20 protein-coding genes are annotated in these 20,049 nt (G+C 69.1%); 12 read left to right on the top strand and 8 right to left on the bottom strand.

What is annotated here, in order from left to right; translation table 11 throughout:
* Positions 1 to 26 precede the first annotated feature (26 nt).
* Positions 27 to 2,150 carry a RecQ family ATP-dependent DNA helicase gene (locus MRBLWH13_RS02805; RefSeq protein WP_341956801.1) on the bottom strand — a complete coding sequence of 708 codons (2,124 nt, stop codon included), beginning with the start codon at positions 2,148 to 2,150 and terminating at the stop codon, positions 27 to 29.
* Positions 2,151 to 2,308: 158 nt separating this feature from the next.
* Here MRBLWH13_RS02805 and MRBLWH13_RS02800 point away from each other — a divergent pair, with 158 nt between their 5' ends.
* The 8 genes from MRBLWH13_RS02800 to MRBLWH13_RS02765 all read left to right on the top strand — a co-directional run bounded on the left by MRBLWH13_RS02800 (position 2,309) and on the right by MRBLWH13_RS02765 (position 9,042).
* Positions 2,309 to 2,728: a pilus assembly protein CpaE gene (locus MRBLWH13_RS02800; RefSeq protein ID WP_341956800.1), complete on the top strand. Its 420-nt coding sequence runs from the start codon at positions 2,309 to 2,311 to the stop codon at positions 2,726 to 2,728.
* Positions 2,729 to 2,815: 87 nt separating this feature from the next.
* On the top strand, positions 2,816 to 3,793 hold the full coding sequence (paaA, locus tag MRBLWH13_RS02795) for a 1,2-phenylacetyl-CoA epoxidase subunit PaaA (RefSeq protein WP_341956799.1): 978 nt from the start codon (positions 2,816 to 2,818) through the stop codon (positions 3,791 to 3,793).
* Entirely contained in the window at positions 3,793 to 4,098 is a 306-nt protein-coding gene (gene paaB, locus MRBLWH13_RS02790) for a 1,2-phenylacetyl-CoA epoxidase subunit PaaB (protein WP_056308954.1), read from the top strand. The genes paaA and paaB overlap by 1 nt, the downstream gene beginning before the upstream one ends.
* Positions 4,095 to 4,937: a 1,2-phenylacetyl-CoA epoxidase subunit PaaC gene (gene paaC, locus MRBLWH13_RS02785; RefSeq protein ID WP_341956798.1), complete on the top strand. Its 843-nt coding sequence runs from the start codon at positions 4,095 to 4,097 to the stop codon at positions 4,935 to 4,937. Before paaB ends, paaC begins: the two co-directional genes overlap by 4 nt.
* Positions 4,931 to 5,482 (top strand): 1,2-phenylacetyl-CoA epoxidase subunit PaaD, encoded by a 552-nt coding sequence (gene paaD / locus MRBLWH13_RS02780; RefSeq protein WP_341956797.1) that lies wholly within the window; start codon positions 4,931 to 4,933, stop codon positions 5,480 to 5,482. Before paaC ends, paaD begins: the two co-directional genes overlap by 7 nt.
* Positions 5,482 to 6,660 carry a 1,2-phenylacetyl-CoA epoxidase subunit PaaE gene (gene paaE, locus MRBLWH13_RS02775; protein WP_341956796.1) on the top strand — a complete coding sequence of 393 codons (1,179 nt, stop codon included), beginning with the start codon at positions 5,482 to 5,484 and terminating at the stop codon, positions 6,658 to 6,660. The genes paaD and paaE overlap by 1 nt, the downstream gene beginning before the upstream one ends.
* A gap of 10 nt (positions 6,661 to 6,670) precedes the next feature.
* On the top strand, positions 6,671 to 7,441 hold the full coding sequence (locus MRBLWH13_RS02770) for an enoyl-CoA hydratase/isomerase family protein (protein ID WP_341956795.1): 771 nt from the start codon (positions 6,671 to 6,673) through the stop codon (positions 7,439 to 7,441).
* A gap of 77 nt (positions 7,442 to 7,518) precedes the next feature.
* A complete protein-coding gene (locus MRBLWH13_RS02765; RefSeq protein WP_341956794.1) occupies positions 7,519 to 9,042 on the top strand; it encodes an ATP-dependent DNA ligase in 1,524 nt (507 codons plus the stop codon).
* 7 nt (positions 9,043 to 9,049) lie between these two features.
* Here MRBLWH13_RS02765 and MRBLWH13_RS02760 read toward each other — a convergent pair whose 3' ends face one another.
* The 4 genes from MRBLWH13_RS02760 to MRBLWH13_RS02745 are packed head-to-tail and all read right to left on the bottom strand — an operon-like array spanning position 9,050 to position 13,089.
* Complete coding sequence (locus MRBLWH13_RS02760; RefSeq protein WP_341956793.1) at positions 9,050 to 9,559, bottom strand: phosphoribosyltransferase; 510 nt, start codon at positions 9,557 to 9,559, stop codon at positions 9,050 to 9,052.
* Positions 9,560 to 9,608: 49 nt separating this feature from the next.
* Positions 9,609 to 10,454 (bottom strand): transglutaminase family protein, encoded by an 846-nt coding sequence (locus tag MRBLWH13_RS02755; protein WP_341956792.1) that lies wholly within the window; start codon positions 10,452 to 10,454, stop codon positions 9,609 to 9,611.
* Positions 10,451 to 11,377: an alpha-E domain-containing protein gene (locus tag MRBLWH13_RS02750; RefSeq protein WP_341956791.1), complete on the bottom strand. Its 927-nt coding sequence runs from the start codon at positions 11,375 to 11,377 to the stop codon at positions 10,451 to 10,453. Before MRBLWH13_RS02750 ends, MRBLWH13_RS02755 begins: the two co-directional genes overlap by 4 nt.
* Positions 11,371 to 13,089, bottom strand: coding sequence for a circularly permuted type 2 ATP-grasp protein (locus MRBLWH13_RS02745; protein WP_341956790.1), 1,719 nt, complete (start codon positions 13,087 to 13,089; stop codon positions 11,371 to 11,373). Before MRBLWH13_RS02745 ends, MRBLWH13_RS02750 begins: the two co-directional genes overlap by 7 nt.
* A gap of 204 nt (positions 13,090 to 13,293) precedes the next feature.
* Here MRBLWH13_RS02745 and MRBLWH13_RS02740 point away from each other — a divergent pair, with 204 nt between their 5' ends.
* Genes MRBLWH13_RS02740 through MRBLWH13_RS02730 form a run of 3 tightly spaced genes read left to right on the top strand, consistent with a single transcriptional unit; the run spans position 13,294 to position 16,409 of the window.
* Positions 13,294 to 15,057 (top strand): thiamine pyrophosphate-binding protein, encoded by a 1,764-nt coding sequence (locus MRBLWH13_RS02740; RefSeq protein WP_341956789.1) that lies wholly within the window; start codon positions 13,294 to 13,296, stop codon positions 15,055 to 15,057.
* A gap of 27 nt (positions 15,058 to 15,084) precedes the next feature.
* On the top strand, positions 15,085 to 15,939 hold the full coding sequence (locus MRBLWH13_RS02735) for a PhzF family phenazine biosynthesis isomerase (protein ID WP_341956788.1): 855 nt from the start codon (positions 15,085 to 15,087) through the stop codon (positions 15,937 to 15,939).
* A gap of 35 nt (positions 15,940 to 15,974) precedes the next feature.
* The gene (locus MRBLWH13_RS02730) at positions 15,975 to 16,409 is read left to right on the top strand and encodes an NUDIX domain-containing protein (RefSeq protein ID WP_341956787.1); all 435 of its coding nucleotides are present in this window, start codon (positions 15,975 to 15,977) and stop codon (positions 16,407 to 16,409) included.
* Positions 16,410 to 16,444: 35 nt separating this feature from the next.
* Here MRBLWH13_RS02730 and MRBLWH13_RS02725 read toward each other — a convergent pair whose 3' ends face one another.
* A complete protein-coding gene (locus MRBLWH13_RS02725) occupies positions 16,445 to 16,825 on the bottom strand; it encodes a VOC family protein (RefSeq protein WP_056311863.1) in 381 nt (126 codons plus the stop codon).
* A gap of 140 nt (positions 16,826 to 16,965) precedes the next feature.
* Between MRBLWH13_RS02725 and MRBLWH13_RS02720 the strand changes: the two genes are divergently transcribed.
* The gene (locus tag MRBLWH13_RS02720; protein WP_341956786.1) at positions 16,966 to 18,177 is read left to right on the top strand and encodes a hypothetical protein; all 1,212 of its coding nucleotides are present in this window, start codon (positions 16,966 to 16,968) and stop codon (positions 18,175 to 18,177) included.
* Between the two features lie 3 nt (positions 18,178 to 18,180).
* On the opposite strand, the gene MRBLWH13_RS02715 is transcribed toward MRBLWH13_RS02720, so the two are convergent.
* Positions 18,181 to 18,810: a response regulator transcription factor gene (locus tag MRBLWH13_RS02715; RefSeq protein WP_341956785.1), complete on the bottom strand. Its 630-nt coding sequence runs from the start codon at positions 18,808 to 18,810 to the stop codon at positions 18,181 to 18,183.
* Positions 18,807 to 20,021: a histidine kinase gene (locus MRBLWH13_RS02710; RefSeq protein ID WP_341956784.1), complete on the bottom strand. Its 1,215-nt coding sequence runs from the start codon at positions 20,019 to 20,021 to the stop codon at positions 18,807 to 18,809. The genes MRBLWH13_RS02715 and MRBLWH13_RS02710 overlap by 4 nt, the downstream gene beginning before the upstream one ends.
* Between the last annotated feature and the right edge of the window lie 28 nt (positions 20,022 to 20,049).

The following is a 20,049-nucleotide window of genomic DNA, read 5'->3' as shown; positions in this document are numbered from 1 at the left end:
CTCCGATCGGAGGTGGATCGCCTGCCTCAGCCGCGGAGCGCGAGCACGAACGGAAGAACCTCCGTTGCGCCGGCCTGACGCAGTGTGCGCGCGGCGACCGTGAGAGTCCACCGGCTGTCGGCCATGTCGTCGACGAGGAGCACCGGCCCCTCGGGGATGTCGACGCCCTGCGCGCTGAACCTGTCCCACAGACCGCCGAGACGGAAGACGCTGTTGCCGCCGGGCTGCCCCGTGGGCCCCCCGTTCACCAGGTCGAGCGCACCGAGGTACGGAAGCCGCCCGATCTCCGAGATCCCGCGGGCGAGCGAGTCGACGAGCAGCGGACGCGAACGCGACGGCATGGCGACCACCGCGACCGGGCGCTCTGTCCAGCCCCAGCCGGCGAGGACCCGCACACACCCGCCGAGCACCTGGGGAGACACTGCGGCGTCGGGCGCTCCTGCGGCGAAGAGCTCCCGCAGGGTGCCACCCCAGCCGAGGTCGGTCAATCGCGCGAGAGCGCGCCCCTCCCCTGCCTGATCCGCTGCAGGGATGCGACCCTTGACCGGCACGTCGAGCTTGTCGGCTCCCGTCGGCCAGGCGCGTCGCGGTTCGACCGGGACGCCGACCCGATCGAGCGACTCCGCAGCCTGCGTGGTCGCTGCCTCGCCGATCTCGCTCGGGAACCAGATGCCCGCGCAGTTGTCGCACCTGCCACAGGGTGCAGCGGTGTCGTCGTCGAGAGAGCGCTGCAGGAACTCCATCCGGCAGCCGTCGGCCTGCTCGTAGTCGATCATGTGCTGCTGCTCGGCTCGGCGCTCGGCCGCGATGCGCTCATAGCGCTCGGCGTCGTACGTCCACGGCTGACCGGTCGCGACCCAACCGCCCTCCACCCGGCGCACCGCACCGTCGACGTCGAGCACCTTGAGCAGAAGTTCGAGGGGTGTGCGCCGGATGTCGACCATCGCCTCCAGCGCAGGAGTCGAGATCGGCTGGTCGCCGAGCGCCCCGATCACGCGCTCGGCACGCTCACGGTCGGGCATCGAGGCCGTCGCGAAGTAGTGCCAGATGTCTCGGTCTTCGGCGCCGGGCAGCAGAAGCACATCGGCACTCTCACTCGCACGACCGGCACGACCGACCTGCTGGTAATACGCGACCGGTGAGGACGGCGCTCCGAGGTGCAGGACGAATCCGAGGTCGGGCTTGTCGAATCCCATGCCGAGCGCGCTCGTGGCGACGAGCGCCTTGACCTCATTGCGCTTCAGCATCCCCTCGGACTCGGTGCGCTCGTCGGTGTCGGTCTGCCCCGTGTACGCACGCACCTCGTGGCCGTGATCGCGCAGCAGCCGCGCCGTGTCGACCGCGGCGGCGACGGTGAGCGTGTAGATGATGCCGGAGCCCGGGAGGTCGTCGATGTGGCTCAGCAACCACGCCAGTCGGCTCGCCGAATCGCGCAGGCGCAGCACCCCCAACCGCAGCGATGTGCGGGCGAGCGGGCCTCGGATCGTCAACACCTCAGGTCGGTCACCTGCGGATTCCGCGCCGCCGGTGCCAAGCTGCTCGGCGACGTCTGCGACCACTCTGCTGTTCGCCGTCGCCGTGGTGGCGAGCACCGGAACCTGAGGCGGCATCTGCTCGATCAGATCGCGCAGCCGACGATAGTCGGGGCGGAAGTCGTGCCCCCAGTCGCTGATGCAGTGCGCCTCGTCGACCACCAGCATTCCGATCCGTCGCACGAGCGCCGGCAGCTGCTGCTCGCGGAACGCGGGATTGTTGAGCCGCTCGGGAGACACGAGCAGCACGTCCACCTCGTCACGGTCGAGCTGCTCCATCACCTCCGACCACTCGTGCGCGTTGGTCGAGTTGATCGCGACGGCGCGCACGCCCGCCCGTTCGGCCGCGGCGATCTGGTCGCGCATCAGCGCCAGCAGCGGCGAGACGAGCACTGTGGGGCCGGCACCCTGCCGTCTCAGCAGGAGGGTCGCGACGAAGTAGACCGCGGACTTGCCCCAGCCCGTTCGCTGCACCACGAGCGCGCGGCGGCGCCCCTCGACGAGTGCCTCGATCGCCTCGAACTGGCCGTCGTGGAAGTCGGCGTCGGGACGACCGACCAGCTCGCGGAGCGCCGAGAGCGCAGCGGTGCGGGTGTCGACAGCGGCGGGAGAAGTCATGTCTCCACTGTGCCTCATGCCACCGACGTCAGGCCCTCATGCCGCCGACGTCAGGGCCTCATGCCACCGACGTCGAGCCCCCAAGCCGCCGGCACCCGGGACCGTTCATACACGCGCGGAACGGCCCGACGCCCGATCGTGTCGTCTAGCGTGGAACGATGATCACCCGCGAACTGGCCGTATCCCTGCGCGATGCCGGTCTCGTGTGGCACCCGGCGGAGGGCGATCGCTTCCAGCTCGATCTGCCGGACGAGGTCGAACTCGAAGCCGAGGCCGACGTCTTCACGGTCAGCGAGATGACGATCGAGGCTCGCCAGACACCCAGCGGCACGGATCTCGCGTTCAACGGCACGACCGAGTGGGCACTCGATGCCGTCACCCTCGCCGATGCGGTCTGGCTTCCGCGCGAGGACCAGCTGCGCGAGCTGCTGCGGGGCACCTTCCGCGCCCTGACCCGCCTTCCCGACGCCTTCGTGGTCGAGGTCGAGATCGCCGGAGAGACGCTGAGATTCGAGCATCCGGATCCCTCTGAGGCCTACGGTCGAGCGCTTCTCGACCTCGTCTCACGCTCTCGCTGAGCCCCTCACCTTGCGCACCGACGACCTCCGTGTCAGAATTACCTAACGACCGGTCAGTAAAGCCGATCGGATACCGAGGAGTCGATGATGACCAGCCCCGCAGACCTTTCCCTCGTCGCTGACGAGCTCTCCGATGACGAGCGCCTGTTCGACGAGCTCATCGCGAACGAGCAGCGCATCGAGCCGCGAGACTGGATGCCCGAGGCCTATCGAAAGACGCTGATCCGTCAGATCTCGCAGCACGCGCACTCCGAGATCATCGGAATGCAGCCGGAGGGCAACTGGATCACCCGGGCCCCGAGCCTCAAGCGCAAGGCGATCCTGATGGCGAAGGTGCAGGACGAGGCCGGTCACGGGCTCTACCTCTACTCCGCCGCGCAGACCCTCGGGATCACGCGGGACGAGATGATGGACCAGCTCATCAGCGGCAAGGCGAAGTACTCGTCGATCTTCAACTACCCCACCCCCACCTGGGCCGACATGGGCGCGATCGGATGGCTCGTCGACGGCGCCGCGATCTGCAACCAGGTGCCGCTGTGCCGTGCGTCGTACGGCCCCTACGGACGCGCGATGGTGCGCGTCTGCAAAGAGGAGTCGTTCCACCAGCGCCAGGGTTTCGAGATCCTGCTCTCCCTGATGCAGGGCACCGACGAGCAGAGGCAGATGGCGCAGGATGCCGTGAACCGCTGGTACTGGCCGAGCCTGGCGATGTTCGGGCCGCCGGATGACCAGTCCCCCAACTCCGCCCAGTCGATGAAATGGAAGATCAAGCGCTTCACCAACGACGAGCTCCGCCAGCGCTTCGTCGGAATGCTCGTGCCGCAGGCCGAGATCCTCGGCGTGACCCTTCCCGACCCCGATCTGCGATTCGACGACGAGACCGGGCAGTACGTGATCGGCGAGATCGACTGGGACGAGTTCTTCGAGGTGCTGCGTGGCAACGGCCCGTGCAACGCCGAACGTCTCGAGCGCCGCCGCACGGCACACGAGGAGGGCGCATGGGTGCGCGAGGCCGCAGCTGAGTACGCCCGCAAGCAGGCAGTGAAGACGAAGGCGGTGGCGTGATGGCGACGCCGGGAGCCGATGAACGCGAGCCGTGGCCCCTCTGGGAGGTCTTCGTCCGCGCGAACCGCGGCCTGAGCCATGTGCACGTCGGGTCCCTGCATGCTCCGGATGCCGACATGGCGATCCGCAACGCCCGCGACCTCTACACGCGCCGAGGCGAGGGTGTCTCGATCTGGGCCGTTCCCGCGGACGCGATCACGACGAGCGACCCCGATGCCAAGGGCGCCTACTTCGAGAGCCCCGCCGGTAAGAACTACCGGCACGCCGTGTACTACACGGCCTCCGAAGGGGTGCCGCACCTGTGAACGATATCCATGCGGACATTCACGGCGACGTGCACGGCGATGTCTCGGTCGACGCGCTGCGGCTGAGCGAGGAGCTCACCGGAGACGGCTCCGCCGCGGCATCCGCCGACATCGCCGAATACGCGCTCTGGCTCGGCGACGACGCGCTGATCCTCTCTCAGCAGCTCGGCGAGTGGATCGCCCGCGCACCGGAGCTCGAAGAGGACGTCGCACTCGGCAACATCGCCCTCGACCTGCTCGGGCATGCCCGCTCGTTGCTGCACTTCGCAGGATCGTACGACGGCCGCTCCGAAGACGACCTCGCGTACTTCCGCGATGAGCCCGACTTCCGCAGCGCGTGGATCGTCGAGCAGCCCAACGGCGACTTCGCTCAGACGATCGCGCGTCAGTTCATCGTGTCGACCTACATGTTCGAGCTCTACTCCGCCCTGCGGGAGAGCACCGACCCGACCTTCGCGGCGATCGCCGAGAAGTCGCTCAAAGAGGTCGACTACCACCGTGACCACGCGGTGCAGTGGGTGCTTCGCCTGGCCGGCGGCACCGACGAGTCGAGGCGGCGTATCGTCCGCGCGCTGGGCGACGTCTGGCCCTACGTCGACGAGCTCTTCCGCGACGAGCCCCTGATCGATCGACTCGGCGACGCCGCTGTGCGACCGTCGACGCTGCGCCCCGGTTTCGACGCGGTCGTCGACACCGTGCTCGCCGAGGCGGAGCTCGAGACGCCTGTCGTCTCGGCATCCTCGGCAGGCGGACGGCGCGGCGCTCACGCGACGCCGCTCGGCCATCTGCTCGCCGAGATGCAGGTGCTCGCCAGGCGCCATCCGGGAGCATCATGGTGACTGCTGAGGACCGCAGGTCGTTGAGCGAGCGCACCGAGAGGAAACGCGCCGACCTCTCCGAGACCGACCAGGCGACGGCCTGGCGGATCGCCGCGGCCGTGGCCGACCCCGAGGTGCCGGTGCTCACGATCGAGGATCTCGGTGTACTCCGCGCCGTCGCGGTCGACGGCGACACGGTCACGGTCGACATCACCCCGACCTACAGCGGATGCCCGGCGATGGACACGATCCGCGACGACGTCATCCTGGCCCTGACCTTGGCCGGCTACGAGAACGTCGAAGTGCGACTCGTGCTCTCCCCCGCGTGGACGACGGACTGGATGTCGGATGCCGGCAGACAGAAGCTGTCGCAGTACGGCATCGCCCCGCCTTCCGGACGCTCGGCGATCTCATCCGGCCCGATCCGCCTCGCGATCAGCGTGCGCTGCCCCCGATGCGGATCGCTCGACACCCGCGAGGTCTCGCGTTTCGGTTCCACCTCGTGCAAGGCGCTGTTCGAATGCCGCGCCTGCCTCGAGCCCTTCGACCACTTCAAGGTGCACTGATGTCGCTGTTCGCGTCCCCCGGTATCGCTCCTTCGACCGCCGCACACCGTTCCGCGTCGACGACGAAGAAGCGGGCACGCTTCCATACGCTGGCCGTCGAAGAGGTACGGCCGCTCACCGAGGACTCGGTCGAGGTGACCTTCACCGTCCCCGCCGAGCTCGCCGACGACTACGACCACCTGCCCGGCCAGTACGTGGCGCTGCGCACCACGCTCGAGGGCGCCGAGGTGCGCCGGTCGTACTCTCTCTGTCGGGCCCCAGAGCATCGCACGGACGAGCAGATCGCGGCCGGGATGCCGACCCGGCTGAGCATCGCCGTGAAGCGCGACGAGGGCGGGCTCTTCTCCACCTGGGCGCAGACCGGCCTGCACCCGGGCTTCGAGATCGACGTGATGAGTCCGCAGGGCACGTTCACCTCGGGCCTGGATGACCTCGATCAGCGCCATGTCGTCGGCATCGCCGCAGGCTCGGGCATCACACCGCTCATGGCTCTCGCGCACACCGTGCTGACGCGCTCCGACACCTCGCGTTTCACGCTTCTGTACACGAACCGCTCGACACTCGACGTGATGTTCCTCGAGGACCTCGCCGATCTGAAGGACCGATACCCGACTCGCCTGACGCTGCACCATGTGCTCTCCCGCGAGCAGCGCACGGCACCGGTGCTGTCGGGGCGGATCGACGAGGAGAAGCTGCGGACGATCCTGCGGATGCTGATCGACCCGACCGACGTCGACGAATGGTTCCTCTGCGGGCCGCTCTCGCTCGTGGATCTGTGCCGAGAGGTGCTCGCCGACGTGGGTGTGTCACGGGATCACATCCGGTTCGAGCTCTTCACGACCGGCGACGAACCGGTGCGCACGGCCCGCCCGGTCGAGGTGCGCGCCGGCGAGAAGACGATCCGCATCGAGGTCAACCTCGACGGCGTCTCCTCGACCGTCGAGAGTCCGGTCGACGCTCACGAGTCCGTGCTGAACGCCGCACTGCGGGTGCGCCCCGATGCCCCGTTCGCATGCGCGGGCGGCGTCTGCGGCACCTGTCGCGCACGAGTCCTCGAGGGCAGCGTGACGATGACGGAGAACTACGCCCTCGAGCCCGACGAGCTCGACCGCGGCTACGTGCTGACCTGTCAGTCCCACCCGACGAGCGACCGCGTCGTGGTCGACTACGACGTCTGAGGAGCATCCGATGATCGATCTCACCATCGACGACGACGTCGCGACGGTCGTCCTGAACGCGCCGGCGAAGCTGAACGCGCTCGACGAGCAGGCGGTCCGCGAGCTCGGACGCGCGTACGACGAGGCGGATGCCGCCGGCGTGCGCGCGCTCGTGCTGCGCGGCGAGGGCCGGGCTTTCTGCGCCGGCCGCGACATCTCGGCGGTGGACCCGCGCGACGATGACGTGATGGGCTATCTCGGCGGCCTCGTCACGCCCCTGCTGCAGAGGATGTCGCGCTTCCCCGCGCCGACCTTCGCGGTCGCGCACGGTGCCTGCCTGGGCGTCGGACTCGGACTCCTGATCGCCACCGACGTCGTCTACGTCGCGGAGTCGGCGAAGATCGGGTCGCCGTTCGCCGCGCTGGGCGCCACGCTCGACTCCGGAGGCCATGCGCTCTTCGTCGAGCGGCTCGGCGCGCACAAGACGCTCGACCTCATCTATACGGGTCGACTGATGAGCGGCGCCGAGGCTGTGGCGTCGGGGCTGTTCTCACGCGTCCTGCCCGACGACGAGGTGCTGCAGACGACGACCGATGCCGCAGCGACCGCAGCACACGGAGCCACCGCCGCCTTCCTCGCGAGCAAGCAGCTGGTCACCCGGATCCGCGACGAGCGGCTCGCGCTGTGGGACTCGGTCGAGGTCGAGAACGCCGCGCAGGCCGCGCTCTGCGACACCGACGACTACCGCGAGGGGTTCGCGGCGTTCCAGGAGAAGCGCACGCCGGAGTTCCGCGGGCGCTGACCCCATTCGCATAGTGCGGCAGGTCGGGCGAAAGCAAGGCAGTCGCCGATGTCGCATGCCGGTGCGAGACTGCATCCATGTTGCTCTCGGAGCTCGTCACCACCGCAGACACCGTCACCGCGACCTCGTCGCGGCTCGCCAAGATCGATGCGCTGTCGCAGCTGCTCGCGCGCGCCGGCGCGAACGACGTCCCCGCCCTGGTCGGCCTGCTTCTCGCGACACCTCGCCAGGGGCGCCTCGGCGTGGGCTGGCGCGGCATCACTGCCCTCGACGTACAGCACGCCGATGAGTCGTCACTGTCGATCGGCGACATCGATGCGGCGTTCGACGAGTTGGTCGCCGCCTCGGGTTCGGGGTCGGCGGCGACGCGCACCGGGCTCCTCACGGCGCTCGCTTCCCGGGCCACCTCGACCGAGTGGGACTTCCTGTCGCGCGCGATGCTCGGCGAGCTCCGAACGGGTGCGCTGTCCGGCGTGCTGCTCGACGCGATCGCGAAGGCTGCGGACCGTCCCGTCGCCAGCGTGCGCCGTGCCGCGATGCTGTCCGGCGACCTGGGCGCGACCGCCGTGCTCGCCCTCGCCGGCACCGCGTCGGAGCTCGAGGCCGTCGGCCTGCAGGTCGGGCGCCCGGTGCTCCCGATGCTCGCCTCGACGGCCGCCACCCCGACCGCTGCGCTCGAGGTCACGGGCCGCGCCTCGGTCGAATACAAGCTCGATGGAGCGCGCATCCAGGTGCACCGCAGCGGCGACGCCGTGAGCGTCTACACCCGCAGCCTCGCCGACATCACGCACCGTGTGCCCGAGATCGTGGAGATCGTGCGAAGCCTCCCCGCTCACGACCTGATCCTCGACGGCGAGACGCTCTCGCTCGACGAGGACGGCGGCCCCCGCCCGTTCCAGGAGACCATGTCGCGCTTCGGAGCCGACGTCTCGCGCGATCTCGTGCTGCGCCCCTGGTTCTTCGACGTGCTGCACGTCGACGGGCGCGACCTGCTCGACGAGCCGCTCTCGACCCGCCTGGCCGAACTCGAGAAGACTGTCGGCGAGTGGCGCATGCCGGGCATCGTGACCGACGATCCCGCAGCCGCCGAGCAGCTGTCGCGTGATGCTCTGGCGGCCGGGCACGAGGGAGTGCTCGTCAAGGGCATCGACGCTCCTTATTCTGCCGGGCGCCGCGGCAAGTCCTGGGTGAAGGTCAAGCCCGTGCTGACGTACGACCTCGTCGTTCTCGCCGCCGAGTGGGGTTCGGGTCGTCGCCAGGGGTGGCTGTCGAATCTCCACCTCGGCGCGCTCGATCCCGACGGAGAGTTCGGCGAGCCGGGCGGGTTCGTCATGGTCGGCAAGACCTTCAAGGGACTCACCGACGAACTTCTGCGCTGGCAGACCGAGAACTTTCCACCACTCGAGACGAGGCGCACCCAGAGCACGGTGTTCCTGCGCCCCGAGTTCGTGGTCGAGATCGCCATCGACGGCGTGCAGCGATCGCCCCGCTACCCCGGCGGCATCGCCCTGCGCTTCGCCCGCGTGAAGGCCTACCGAGCCGACAAGACGCCGTCCGGTGCCGACACGATCCAGACGCTGCGCGCACTGCTGCGAGGGTGAGGCGAGGTCAGGCGCTCGGCGCGAGCCCGAGGTCCTCTTCGCGGACGGTGCCCTGGAACGACCACGGGAAGTCGATCCAGAGATCCGTGTCCTTCCAGGCGTAGTCGGGCTGGATGATCGTCGAGGGCTTCGTGTAGATCGTGACCGAGCGCACATCGGCGCCCTTGTCCTTCAGCAGCTGCACGGCCAGCGCGAGGGTGCGCCCCGAGTCGGCGACGTCGTCGACGAGCAGCACGCGCCGCCCGTCGAGATACGCCATGTCGAGCTCGGGCGGCAGCACCTCGGGTGCATCCAGAACCGTCCCGATGCCGGTGTAGAACTCGACGTTGATCGCGCCGCAGTTCTTCGCACCCAGGCCATAGGCGATCGCGCCGGCGGGCAGCAGGCCTCCTCGGGCGATCGCCACGACGACCTCGGGCATGAAGCCGCTGTCGAGGATGCTGCGCGCGAGGTCTCGCGTCGCCGATCCGAAGCCGTCCCAGGTGAGCGTCTCGCGCTCGATCGAAGCATCCGTCATCGTCTCATTCTTCCCCACTGCCGCCCGCCGTCCGTCCACGTCGTTCGGATCATCCCAGGCGAGTGATCTCGACCGAGACGAAGAGCTCGGATGCACTGGGCCCCGCGTACACACCCCGAAGAGGGGGGACATCGGCGTAGTCGCGGCCGTGACCGACGTAGACGTGCGATTCCCCGACCTCGACGAGGTTGGTCGGATCGTAGCCGCGCCACTCGCCGGAGTACCACTCCACCCAGGCGTGCGACTCCCCCGTCACCGGCTGCCCGATCGCCGCCGTGGGGTCGGGGTGGAGGTAGCCGGAGACGTACCGCGCCGGGATCCCCGCCGCCCGGAGCACTCCGAGCGCGACATGCGCGATGTCCTGACAGACACCCGAGCGCGTCGGCCACGCGTCGCGCGCCGTCGAGCTCACCCCCGTCACGCCGCTCCGATACTCCATCGCCTCCCCCACGGTCTTGCAGATCTCGAAGGCCGTCTCGTCGACTCCGCCCCCCTCGGCCTCGATCCGCAGCGCGAGCTCGTGCATCTCCTCGTCCGGCTCGGTCGCCGGCGTCTGCGTCACGCACTCGGCGAGCGCGAGCGACTGCGGGATCCGAGCCGCGAGCTCATCCCAGTCGATGCCGACCCCCGTCTGGGGCAGCGGTCGGACGTCGACCACGCTGGTCGCCGTGACCGAGAGCTCCTGATGCGGGGTGAGCACTTCGAAGGTCGAAACCCGCGTGTCCCAGTAGTCCGCGTACGAGTGCTGCGTCGCCGTCGGCGAGATGTCGAGAGTCGCCTGCAGCACGAACTGCCCGTCACGCGAGTGCGGCAGCATCCGCGCCTCGTTGTACGACGCCGTCGCCGGCTGCTCGTAGCGGAATCCCGTGCGGTGCACGATCCGAAGCCGGCTCACAGCGCCTCTCCGATCCACACGGGCATCGCGATCGACGGGAAGTACCGCTCTCTGATCGCATCACTCGCCATCGACATGCCCACCTGGACCTCCTCCATGCTCTCGGACAGACGATGCACGGTGTCGCCGATCGGTCGGTACTCCAACTCGGATCGCATGCGACCCAGCACCCTGTGGGCGCGATCCGGGGTTCCGAAGGCCCCTGCCGGATCGATCCCGCGCAGGCACTCCTCGGCCTGGAGGATGCTGGAGAGCACCGACCGTGGGAACAGCCGATCGACGAGCAGGAACTCCACCGCGGAGGCCCCGGTCGGCACGGCCCGATGACTGCGCAGGTGGGCCTCGTATGCGCCGCAGCTGCGCAGCAGTGTCGTCCAGCTGGGTCCACCGGCCTCTGTGAGCGACCGCGTCGCCAGCAGACGGGCCGTCATGTCGGCGCGCTCGATCGAGCGGCCGAGCACGAAGAAGTGCCACGCCTCGTCCCTGCTCGTCGACGAGTCCACGACCCCGAAGGCGAGCGCCGACCGATCGCGCACCCACCGGAAGAACGGGTGCGTCTTGTCCGAGGCGATCCGTCGCGGCATCCGCGCGTTCGACTCGTTGAGCGTCTCCCAGAGATCCGTCGAGATGATCTCGCGCGCACGGCGCGCGTTCTCCCTCGCGGAGGCGATCGAATGAGCGATCGAGGCGGAGTGATCCCGATCCAGCGCGAGCAGCCGCACCACGTCGTCGCGGCTCAACACCGCGTCGTCATCGGCGGTCGTGCCCATGACCGAGAGCAGCGCACGGCAGGCGGTGTCCTCCTCGACCCACGGGTCCTCGAGCAGCAGCTGCAGGTGCACGTCGAGGATGCGCGCGGTGCCGTCCGCCCGCTCGACGTATCGTCCGATCCAGAAAAGCGCTTCCGCGATACGACTCAGCACGACGCACCCCCCTGCTGTTGCTGCTGCTGTTGCTGTTGCTGTTGCTGTTGCTGTTGCTGTTGCTGTTGCTGTTGCTGGTGATGACGCAGCTCGAGATCCTCGTCCTGCGGAGAGGAGAGGAACGGCTGATGCGACTCCTCCCTATTCGTCGACACGACCGCGATCGCCCCGGTGGCGAGAGAGACCTCATCGGCGGCAGGGTCGGGCTCTCCCGTCACGGTCGTCGTCGGTCCTGTGAACAGAGACGGGTCCAGCACCCAGGTGTCCTTCGATCCTCCGCCCTGACTGGAGTTCACGACCAGCTGCCCCTCGGGCAGCGCCACCCTCGTGAGTCCGCCGGGGAGCACCCAGATGTCCTGTCCGTCGTTGACGGCGAACGGGCGCAGATCGACGTGCCGCGGCCGGAACCCGTCCTCGACGAGAGTGGGGATGGTCGACAGCTGCACGACGGGCTGCGCGATCCACCCTCGCGGATCCGCGAGCAGTGTCTTGCGGAGCTCGTCGAGCGTCTCGCGCGATGCATCCGGTCCGACGACGAGCCCTTTGCCGCCTGAGCCGTCGACCGGCTTCACGACCAGTTCGTCGAGCCGATCGAGCACCTCCTCGAGGGCATCCGGCTCCTCGAGCCGCCAGGTGTCGACGTTCGGGAGCACCGGCTCCTCGCCCAGGTAGTAGCGGATCAGGTCGGGCACGTACGTGTAGACCAGCTTGTCGTCGGCGACCCCGTTGCCGACGGCGTTTGCGAGGGTCACGTTGCCGAGTCTGGCGGCGAGCATCAGCCCCGGCGCCCCGAGCACCGAATCCGGTCGGAACTGCTGCGGGTCGAGGAACTCGTCATCGACCCGTCGGTAGATCACGTCGACGCGGGTGGGCCCCGCTGTGGTGTGCATCCACACGCGCCCACCAGAGCAGAAGAGGTCGCGACCCTCCACCAGCTCGATGCCCATCATGCGGGCCAGCAGCGTGTGCTCGTAATAGGCCGAGTTGTGCACACCGGGGGTCAGCACCACCACCGTCGGATCGTCGACACCCGCGGGCGCTGCCGCGCGCAGGGCCTGCAGCAATCGCCCGGGATAGTCGACGACCGGACGCACCCGCAGACTCGTGAAGAGTTCGGGGAGCGTCTGCGCCATCACTCTCCGGTTGGCGAGCACGTAACTGACCCCGCTGGGCACGCGCACGTTGTCTTCGAGCACCCGCCAGGCTCCCGCCTCATCACGGATGACGTCGATGCCCGCGACGTGGATGCGGACGCCGTTCGCCCCCACGATCCCCGCCGCCTGACGATGGAAGTGCGAGGACGAACTGATCAACGGCGCGGGGATCACTCCGTCCTGCACCGCGAGCTGTGGCCCGTAGGCGTCGGCCAGGAAGGCCTCGAGCGCCCGGACGCGCTGCTTCACCCCGGATTCGACCAGCGTCCAGTCGTCCGCGGCGATCACTCGAGGCACCACGTCGAGAGGGAACGGGCGCTCCTCGCCTGCGAAGTCGAATGTCACGCCCTGCGCGAGATACGAACTCGCGAGTGCATCCGTGCGGGCGCGCAGCTCGGCGTCGTCCATGCCCGCGAGCGCCGGATACATGTCCTTATAGGGAATGCGAACTCCCTCGCCTCCCGGAGGGGCATCCGCAGGAAACATCTCATCCCACGGGGCTGCTCCCGCCCGCTGCGGTGATCGACGCGAGGTGTATCCGTTGAACAGCGACTCCATGACCGCATGTTTCCCTGCCACCGTTTCGGCGGTGTTACGCGCACGAGACGGAGCCGCGACATCGACCACGGCTGTAGGATCTAGACGTCCGGCGACCTCTGCCGCCGGTGCCTGAAAAAGAGGCACGAAGCACCCCACGATGACGCGGGGGCGAGACACATACGGAATCGCACGTTCTCCGTCCCTGTCTCGAAAGGCTTCCCCATGCCCACCGTCTCCGCGCACGTCGCACACACCCTCGCCCAGCACATCGACGCCGTCTTCGGCGTGATGGGCAACGGCAACGCCTACTTCCTCGACGCGATCGAGACGCAGACGGATGCGGTATTCACGGCCGTCCGCCACGAGCAGGGCGCGGTCGTCGCCGCGGACGCGCACTTCCGCGCCTCCGGACGCATCGCGGCCGGCACCTCGACCTACGGCGCGGGCTTCACGAACACGCTCACGGCGCTCGCCGAGGCCGTGCAGGCCCACGTGCCGCTCGTGCTCGTGGTCGGCGATGAGCCGACCTCCGGTCCTCGCCCGTGGGACGTCGATCAGATCGCGCTCGCCTCGGCCGTCGGCGCCCGCACCTATACGGTCGGTCGCGCGGATGCCGCCGCGACCACCGTGATCGCGATCGAGCACGCGCTGACCTACCGCGTGCCGGTCGTGCTGGCCATCCCCTACGACGTGGCCGCGCTCGAGGCGGGTGCAGTGCCCGAGGCGCCGGCGCCGCGACTCCCCGCGCCGCTCGCCCCTCGCGGGGAGTTCTCCGAAGGCACGCTGGGTGAGATCGCCGCGGCCCTGGCCGGAGCATCCCGCCCGTTCCTGCTCGCCGGTCGTGGTGCCTGGCTGGCCGGCGCGGGTGGTGCGCTGGGCGAGCTCGCCGGCCTGACCGGTGCCCTCACCGCATCGTCCGCACTCGGTCGCGGCGTGTTCCCCGAGTCGCAGTACGACCTCGGCGTCACCGGCGGATTCGGTGCCGACGGCGCCATGGAGCTCGTGCGCAGCGCTGACGTCGCGGTCGTTTTCGGCGCCTCCCTCAACCAGTTCACGATGCGCTTCGGCGAGCTCTTCGCGCCCGGCACCCGCGTTTTCCAGATCGACATCGCCCCGGCTGCCACGCATCCTCATGTCGGCGGCTTCGTCCGTGCGGACGCCCGCCTCGCAGCCGAGGAGCTCGTCGCGCGGGTCGGCTCCCTCGTCTCCGGCGCCGCTCCCGAGATCGACGCTGCCGAGCACAGCTTCGGAGCTGAGGCACGCCGCGCCGAGACGTCGGGACTCACGGACGGCGCGTCGCACCGGGCATCCGAATCTGTGCTCGGGATGCCCTGGCGCGAGTCCGTCGACGTCGCCGCGGCACGCACGTACGACGAGGGCGACGACCTCGCCTCAGACGGGCGCCTGGACCCCCGGTCGGCCGCACGCCGCATCGCCGAGCTGCTGCCCAGCGACCGTGTCGTCGTCTCCGACGGCGGACACTTCATCGGCTGGGCGAACATGTACTGGCCGGTCGAGGCCCCCGACCGCATGATGATGGTCGGCACCGCTTTCCAGTCGATCGGACAGGGCTGGCCGAGTGTCGTCGGCGCGGCTCTCGCCCGCCGCGAGTCGACCGTCGTGCTGACGTCGGGCGACGGCGGGGGCCTGATGGCGATCGCCGACCTCGAGTCAGCCGTCCGTGCCGCCCAGGGCCGTGGCGTCGCCGTGATCTGGAACGACGCCGCGTACGGCGCCGAGGTCAACCTGTACGGTCTCAAGGGACTGGCTGAGGGGCCGATGCGGATCCCCGAGGTCGACTTCGCCGCGTTCGGTGCCGCTGTCGGCGCAGAGGGCGTCGTCGTGAAGACCCTCGCGGATCTCGATCGGCTCGGCACCTGGGCACTCGAGGATGCCGCGACGCGACGCTTCCTGCTGCTCGACCTCCGCATCTCGGGCGACGTCATCGCGCCGTACCAGCAGGAGATCATCCGTGTGAACTCGTGACCCTGCGGGATCGCTAGGCTCCTCGTCATGACCGATGACCTCGATATCCTGCGCTACAGCGCGTTCGCTGCGACCCCCACCGGGGGGAACCCCGCAGGGGTGGTGCTCGATGCCGGCGGGACGTCCGACGAGCGGATGCAGCGCATCGCCGCGGACGTCGGATACTCCGAGACCGCGTTCGTCGTCGGCCGGGCCGCGGATGCACCGGTTCCGCGTTATCGGGTGCGCTATTGGTCGCCTGCTGCCGAAGTGCCGTTCTGCGGCCATGCGACGGTCGCCACCGCCGTCGCCCTCGCCGAGAGCGACGGTGTCGGAGATGTGGTCTTCGACACCGATGCCGGCGCCGTCACGCTACGGTCGGTCGCAGACGCGGACGGACGGATCATCGTGTCGTTCACGAGCGTCGAGCCTCAGGTGCGCGATCTCGACGCATCGGTGCTCGAGAGGCTCTTGAGCCTGTTGAGCGTCGAGGTCACGGATCTCGACGAGCGATTCCCTCCGAAGGAGGCGTTCGCCGGCAACTGGCATCCGGTCATCACTCTCCGTGACCGAGAGCTGTTCGATCAGTTCCGCTTCTTCCCCGCCGATGTCGCTGCGCTCATGCGCGAACAGGGGTGGCTCGGCACCGTGACGGTGCTGCACGCGGTGGGTCCTGCGGACTTCGACGCGCGCAACCTGTTCCCGGTCGGCCGCATCACCGAAGACCCGGCGACGGGATCAGCGGCGGCATCCGTCGGCGCATACCTGCGGGATCTCGGCCATACGGAGCAGGCCGTCCGCATCCACCAGGGCGCGCACGTTCGTCGCCCGAGTCTGCTCACCGTGACGATCCCGCCGACCGGCGGCATCGTGGTGTCCGGCGGGGCGTTCCGACTACCCTGAGCCGCGCGCCCGTCCTCCTGCGTTAGCCTTCCGTGGTGCCTGCCATCCGCAACATCGCCGTCGGCCTCCCCGTGAAGGACGGGCATCTGCTCGCCCTCGAAGGACACGACCGCTCACGCGGACTCGACTTCCTCCGCGCGATCGGCGGGGGGATCGAGTTCGGCGAGACAGCTGTGGAGGCGCTCCGGCGAGAGTTCATGGAAGAACTCGGCGTCGAGCTCGACGGCGCCGAGCCGCTCGGCGTCTTCGAGAACATCTTCACGTACGAGGGCGCACCCGGGCATGAGATCGCGCACGTCTTCGCAGTGTCGTCCGCAGCGCTCGATGCCGTGCCGCTCGACGCCGAACTCCGGATACTCGACGAGGGCAGCCCTGTGCGCTGGGTGCCCATCGCCGACATCGAGACCGGCGTCCGCGTGCTCTTTCCGGAGGGCGCGCCAGCGGCCCTGCGCACGATCTCCGCACGCTGACCTCAGCCTGCCGTTGCCTCGGGGCTCCGGCTGCGTCAGGCCTGCGCGCTGTAGTCGGGCAGTTCCTGAAGAGTCCAGGTGTTGCCGTCGGGGTCGTCGAACCAGACGAAACGCCCCCAGCCCAGGTCTTCGACGCCCTTGGTCGTCACGCCCACGGCCTCGAGCTGTGCCTTCGCCTCGTCGGCGTTCGGCACCACCACCTGGATCGTCTTCTGCTGCCCCGGCTCGAGAGGAATCTCGAGTCCCGTGCCGAAGGCGATCGAGCAGGCGGACCCCGGCGGAGTCATCTGCACGAAGCGGAGCCCCTCGTACGGCACCTGATCGTGGTCGGGGTTGAATCCGATCTTCGTGTAGAACTCCTTCGAGCGGTCGACGTCGGTCACCGGCACGAAGATGAGCTCGATCTTCCAGGTCATCATGCGCTCCTCACTGTGGGCGTCAGCGCCCATCGGCCCTCAGGCTACGCGGGGCTTCCGACACCCGCCAGAGAGAGGGCGCATCCCCTAACCCCGCCGACTGGCCGCGCGTGCGGTCATCGGTGACGGATACTGGTCCGGTGACGCGACGACGAGAGCATGACCGGATGCAGCTGATCTTCCAGGCACTCGGCGAGCCCCAGGGCGACGTCGCCGCGAGAGACCTGATGGCTGCGTTCGGTACCAGCCCGGCAGAGACCGATGCATATCGCATCGGAGAACCGGCCGTGCTCTCGCGGCACCTGAGATTCGGATCCGGTGGTGAGATCGTGCTGCATGACGACGCGGTCATCGCCGTGATCCTCCACCTCACACCCACGTCGTTCGCCCCGCGGGGACTCGATGTGGCCGAGTGGGTCCCCGGGATCGACAACAGCGCCACGTTCTCGGACTTCACGGCGATCTTCGACGCCCCGTGGAGGTTCGCAGAGGGCGACCGCTACTTCGTGCTCGAGGCCGCGTATCTGCGCCCGGAGTTCGTGAAGCACGGAGGCCGCCGAGCCGGTGACCTGCAGCGGGTGGCCTTCACCGTGGATGACCCGAAGGACACGTGCCGTCCGGTCCACGACGGCTGCCCGGTGTGCCGCGAGCTGATCGCACGCACCGAGGACGGTCTTTTCGATCTGGACGGCACGATCCGCCGTCTCGTCGACGGCGTCGAGGCAGGAGCGCTCACGAGCAGAGACGGGCCAGTGCCCCTCAGCGACCTCCGCCCCCTGCACGCATCCGCCCTGTTGGAGCGAGTGGAGAGCCAGGTCACCTGCACCGCGTGCGGTCGGGTCGCATGTCTCACCCTGTATCGCGACTCCTCGCCGACGTTCGGCCATCACCCTCTGGATGCCGCACTGCGACGACCACACGAGGCGGTCCCTCCCGTAGAGCAGTGGGGCGACGCCGCTCGCATCGCCGCGACGCGAGAGGCGATGCGCTACGTCGACCACGAGCCCGGCTCGTGGTTCCTGGTCGAACAGCACGGCGACCTGTACCTCGACTCCCGATACACGATCAGCTCGATGATCGACGACTCGTGCCTGATCCGCCTGGATGATACCGAGCGCCGCCAGTACCGCGAAGCGGGCCGCGACAGCCTCACCGACCTCGCCAGGCGCATCGACGGCACCGGGCCCCATCGGGAAGAATCACCCTTCCATCTGCGGAATCTCCGCCGATACCCCGACGCCGGAAAGGACTACACCACCGAACTCCGAGCTGCGATCGCCAACCACACCTGGCTCGCCCGGCAGAAGCACGCAGCGGCGCAGCGGGCGCGCATCGCATCCGCTGCGGAATGAGCGTCAGATCCAGCCCTTGTCGAGCGCGATCCGCACGGCCTGCGCACGGTTCGCCGCGCCCGTCTTCCCGATCGCCGCGGAGAGGTGATTTCGCACCGTGCCCGCAGACAGGAACACCTCGGCCGCGACGGCAGCGGCCGATCGGCCGTCCTCAGCGAGACGGAGCACCTGACGCTCCCGCTCGCTCAGTGGGTTCGCACCGTCGAACAGGCTGTCCGCGGCGAGCACCGGATCGAGCACGCGCACGCCCCTATGCACCCGACGCACCGCCTCCGCCAGCTGCTCGGCAGGGGTGTCCTTCACGATGAACCCGCTGGCTCCGGCGTCCAGCGCCGACCGCAGATATCCGGGGCGCGCGAAGGTGGTCACGATGAGGATCTGCGTCGTCGGGCTCGCCGCGCGTACCCGACGCGTCGCCTCCACGCCGTCCATGCCCGGCATCTGGATGTCCATCAGACACACATCCGGTCGCAGCTCCTCCGCGAGCCGCAGCGCCTCTGCACCGTCCGATGCCATGCCGACCACGGTGAGGTCGGGCTCGAGCTCGAGCAGTGCCCCCAGTGCGCCGCGCACCAGCGCCTGATCGTCGGCGATGAGCAGACGGATGCGCGCACCCTCACTCGCGGCCGTCACCAGGTCACCTCCACCCTGGTCCCCGAGCGCTCGGGGGCACGCACTCCGGCGATCGCGAAGCCTGCTCCTGCTGCCGCCGCACGCTCGCGCATGCCACGGATGCCGTTGCCCGCGCCTTCACCTGCACCTTCAGGCATGCCGACCCCGTCGTCGTCGACCACCAGCCGTCCGGGCGCCAGCAGCACACGCACCATACGCGCCCGCGAATGACGCAGCGCATTGGTCGTCGCCTCACGCAGGATCCAACTCGCGGTGATCGCCTGCACCGGCGAGAGGGCATCGACCTCGCCGTCGACCCGCAGCTCGATGTCGGCAGCGCGGAGCGAGTCCCGAGACGAGGCGAGCTGCTCGACGAGCGTGGCCGCGCGCGCACCGGACACCGATGACCTCACCCCGGCGAGCGCCTCCGCCGTCAGCCGCTCGATGTCGGCGAGCTCGGCCTTCGCGCGCTCCGGATCGGAATCCATGAGGCGGCGCACGAGCTGCGCCTTGAGACCGACGACCGTCAGCGAGTGGCCGATCAGGTCGTGCACGTCGCGGGCGACGGCTTCGCGCCCCTCACTCGTCGCCAATTCGAGCCCGAGCTGCTCAGCCTCTCCCGAGCGGATGATGAGCCAGGTCGACACCGTGTTGACGACGCCCAGCAGTCCGATGATCGCCAGCACCGACAGGTAGCTGAGGCCTCCGGGGAGGAGGAAGACGCACAGCGCCGCGAACGTCAGGGCGGCGACCGTCGTGATCCAGTGCCACACACGCGTCAGCCCGTAGGAGGCGAACGACATGATGAACGGAAGGAAGCTGAGCGCGGACCCGCCTTCTGCCGGCACGGAGATCAGTGCGCAGACGATGAGGAGCGCGAACGTGACCCACTGCCGTACAGACGGCGGTCGCCCCAACCCGCCCCCGCCGCGCATCCCGTGCACGAAGCCGGTGACGTACAGCAGCACGAAGGCGATCAGCGCGATCCAGCCCACGACGATCCACGGGGGCGGCGCCTCGGAGCGCAGGAGCGACAGCACCGGGTAGACGAGGAAGACCAGCCAGATCACGGCCATCAGCCAGCCGAACCGCGCCCAGGGATCCTTCCCCACCGGTCCACGTGGGGCGCGCGCTCCCGGGGCCGACCATGCGGCCGGCGGTGCTCCCAGGGCGGCGAGCCGCCGGGCGTCCCCGGATGCGTCCGAGGATGCCCGCTTCGAGTCCTGCATCATCCGTCCAACCTATCGACGCCGAGTGATG

Origin of the sequence: Microbacterium sp. LWH13-1.2, from assembly GCF_038397735.1 — a bacterium.
Lineage (GTDB): Bacteria > Actinomycetota > Actinomycetes > Actinomycetales > Microbacteriaceae > Microbacterium.
The sequence above is the reverse complement of the archived record's forward strand: the minus strand, read 5'-3'. Positions and strand labels throughout refer to the sequence as shown.

Excerpts from the sequence above, each read along its gene's own strand:
- MRBLWH13_RS02805 (WP_341956801.1), bottom strand. The coding sequence starts at position 2,150 with ATGACTTCTCCCGCCGCTGTCGACACCCGCACCGCTGCGCTCTCGGCG.
- MRBLWH13_RS02800 (WP_341956800.1), top strand. The coding sequence starts at position 2,309 with ATGATCACCCGCGAACTGGCCGTATCCCTGCGCGATGCCGGTCTCGTG.
- paaA (WP_341956799.1), top strand. The coding sequence starts at position 2,816 with ATGACCAGCCCCGCAGACCTTTCCCTCGTCGCTGACGAGCTCTCCGAT.
- paaB (WP_056308954.1), top strand. The coding sequence starts at position 3,793 with ATGGCGACGCCGGGAGCCGATGAACGCGAGCCGTGGCCCCTCTGGGAG.
- paaD (WP_341956797.1), top strand. The coding sequence starts at position 4,931 with ATGGTGACTGCTGAGGACCGCAGGTCGTTGAGCGAGCGCACCGAGAGG.
- paaE (WP_341956796.1), top strand. The coding sequence starts at position 5,482 with ATGTCGCTGTTCGCGTCCCCCGGTATCGCTCCTTCGACCGCCGCACAC.
- MRBLWH13_RS02770 (WP_341956795.1), top strand. The coding sequence starts at position 6,671 with ATGATCGATCTCACCATCGACGACGACGTCGCGACGGTCGTCCTGAAC.
- MRBLWH13_RS02765 (WP_341956794.1), top strand. The coding sequence starts at position 7,519 with ATGTTGCTCTCGGAGCTCGTCACCACCGCAGACACCGTCACCGCGACC.
- MRBLWH13_RS02760 (WP_341956793.1), bottom strand. The coding sequence starts at position 9,559 with ATGACGGATGCTTCGATCGAGCGCGAGACGCTCACCTGGGACGGCTTC.
- MRBLWH13_RS02745 (WP_341956790.1), bottom strand. The coding sequence starts at position 13,089 with ATGGAGTCGCTGTTCAACGGATACACCTCGCGTCGATCACCGCAGCGG.
- MRBLWH13_RS02740 (WP_341956789.1), top strand. The coding sequence starts at position 13,294 with ATGCCCACCGTCTCCGCGCACGTCGCACACACCCTCGCCCAGCACATC.
- MRBLWH13_RS02735 (WP_341956788.1), top strand. The coding sequence starts at position 15,085 with ATGACCGATGACCTCGATATCCTGCGCTACAGCGCGTTCGCTGCGACC.
- MRBLWH13_RS02725 (WP_056311863.1), bottom strand. The coding sequence starts at position 16,825 with ATGACCTGGAAGATCGAGCTCATCTTCGTGCCGGTGACCGACGTCGAC.
- MRBLWH13_RS02710 (WP_341956784.1), bottom strand. The coding sequence starts at position 20,021 with ATGATGCAGGACTCGAAGCGGGCATCCTCGGACGCATCCGGGGACGCC.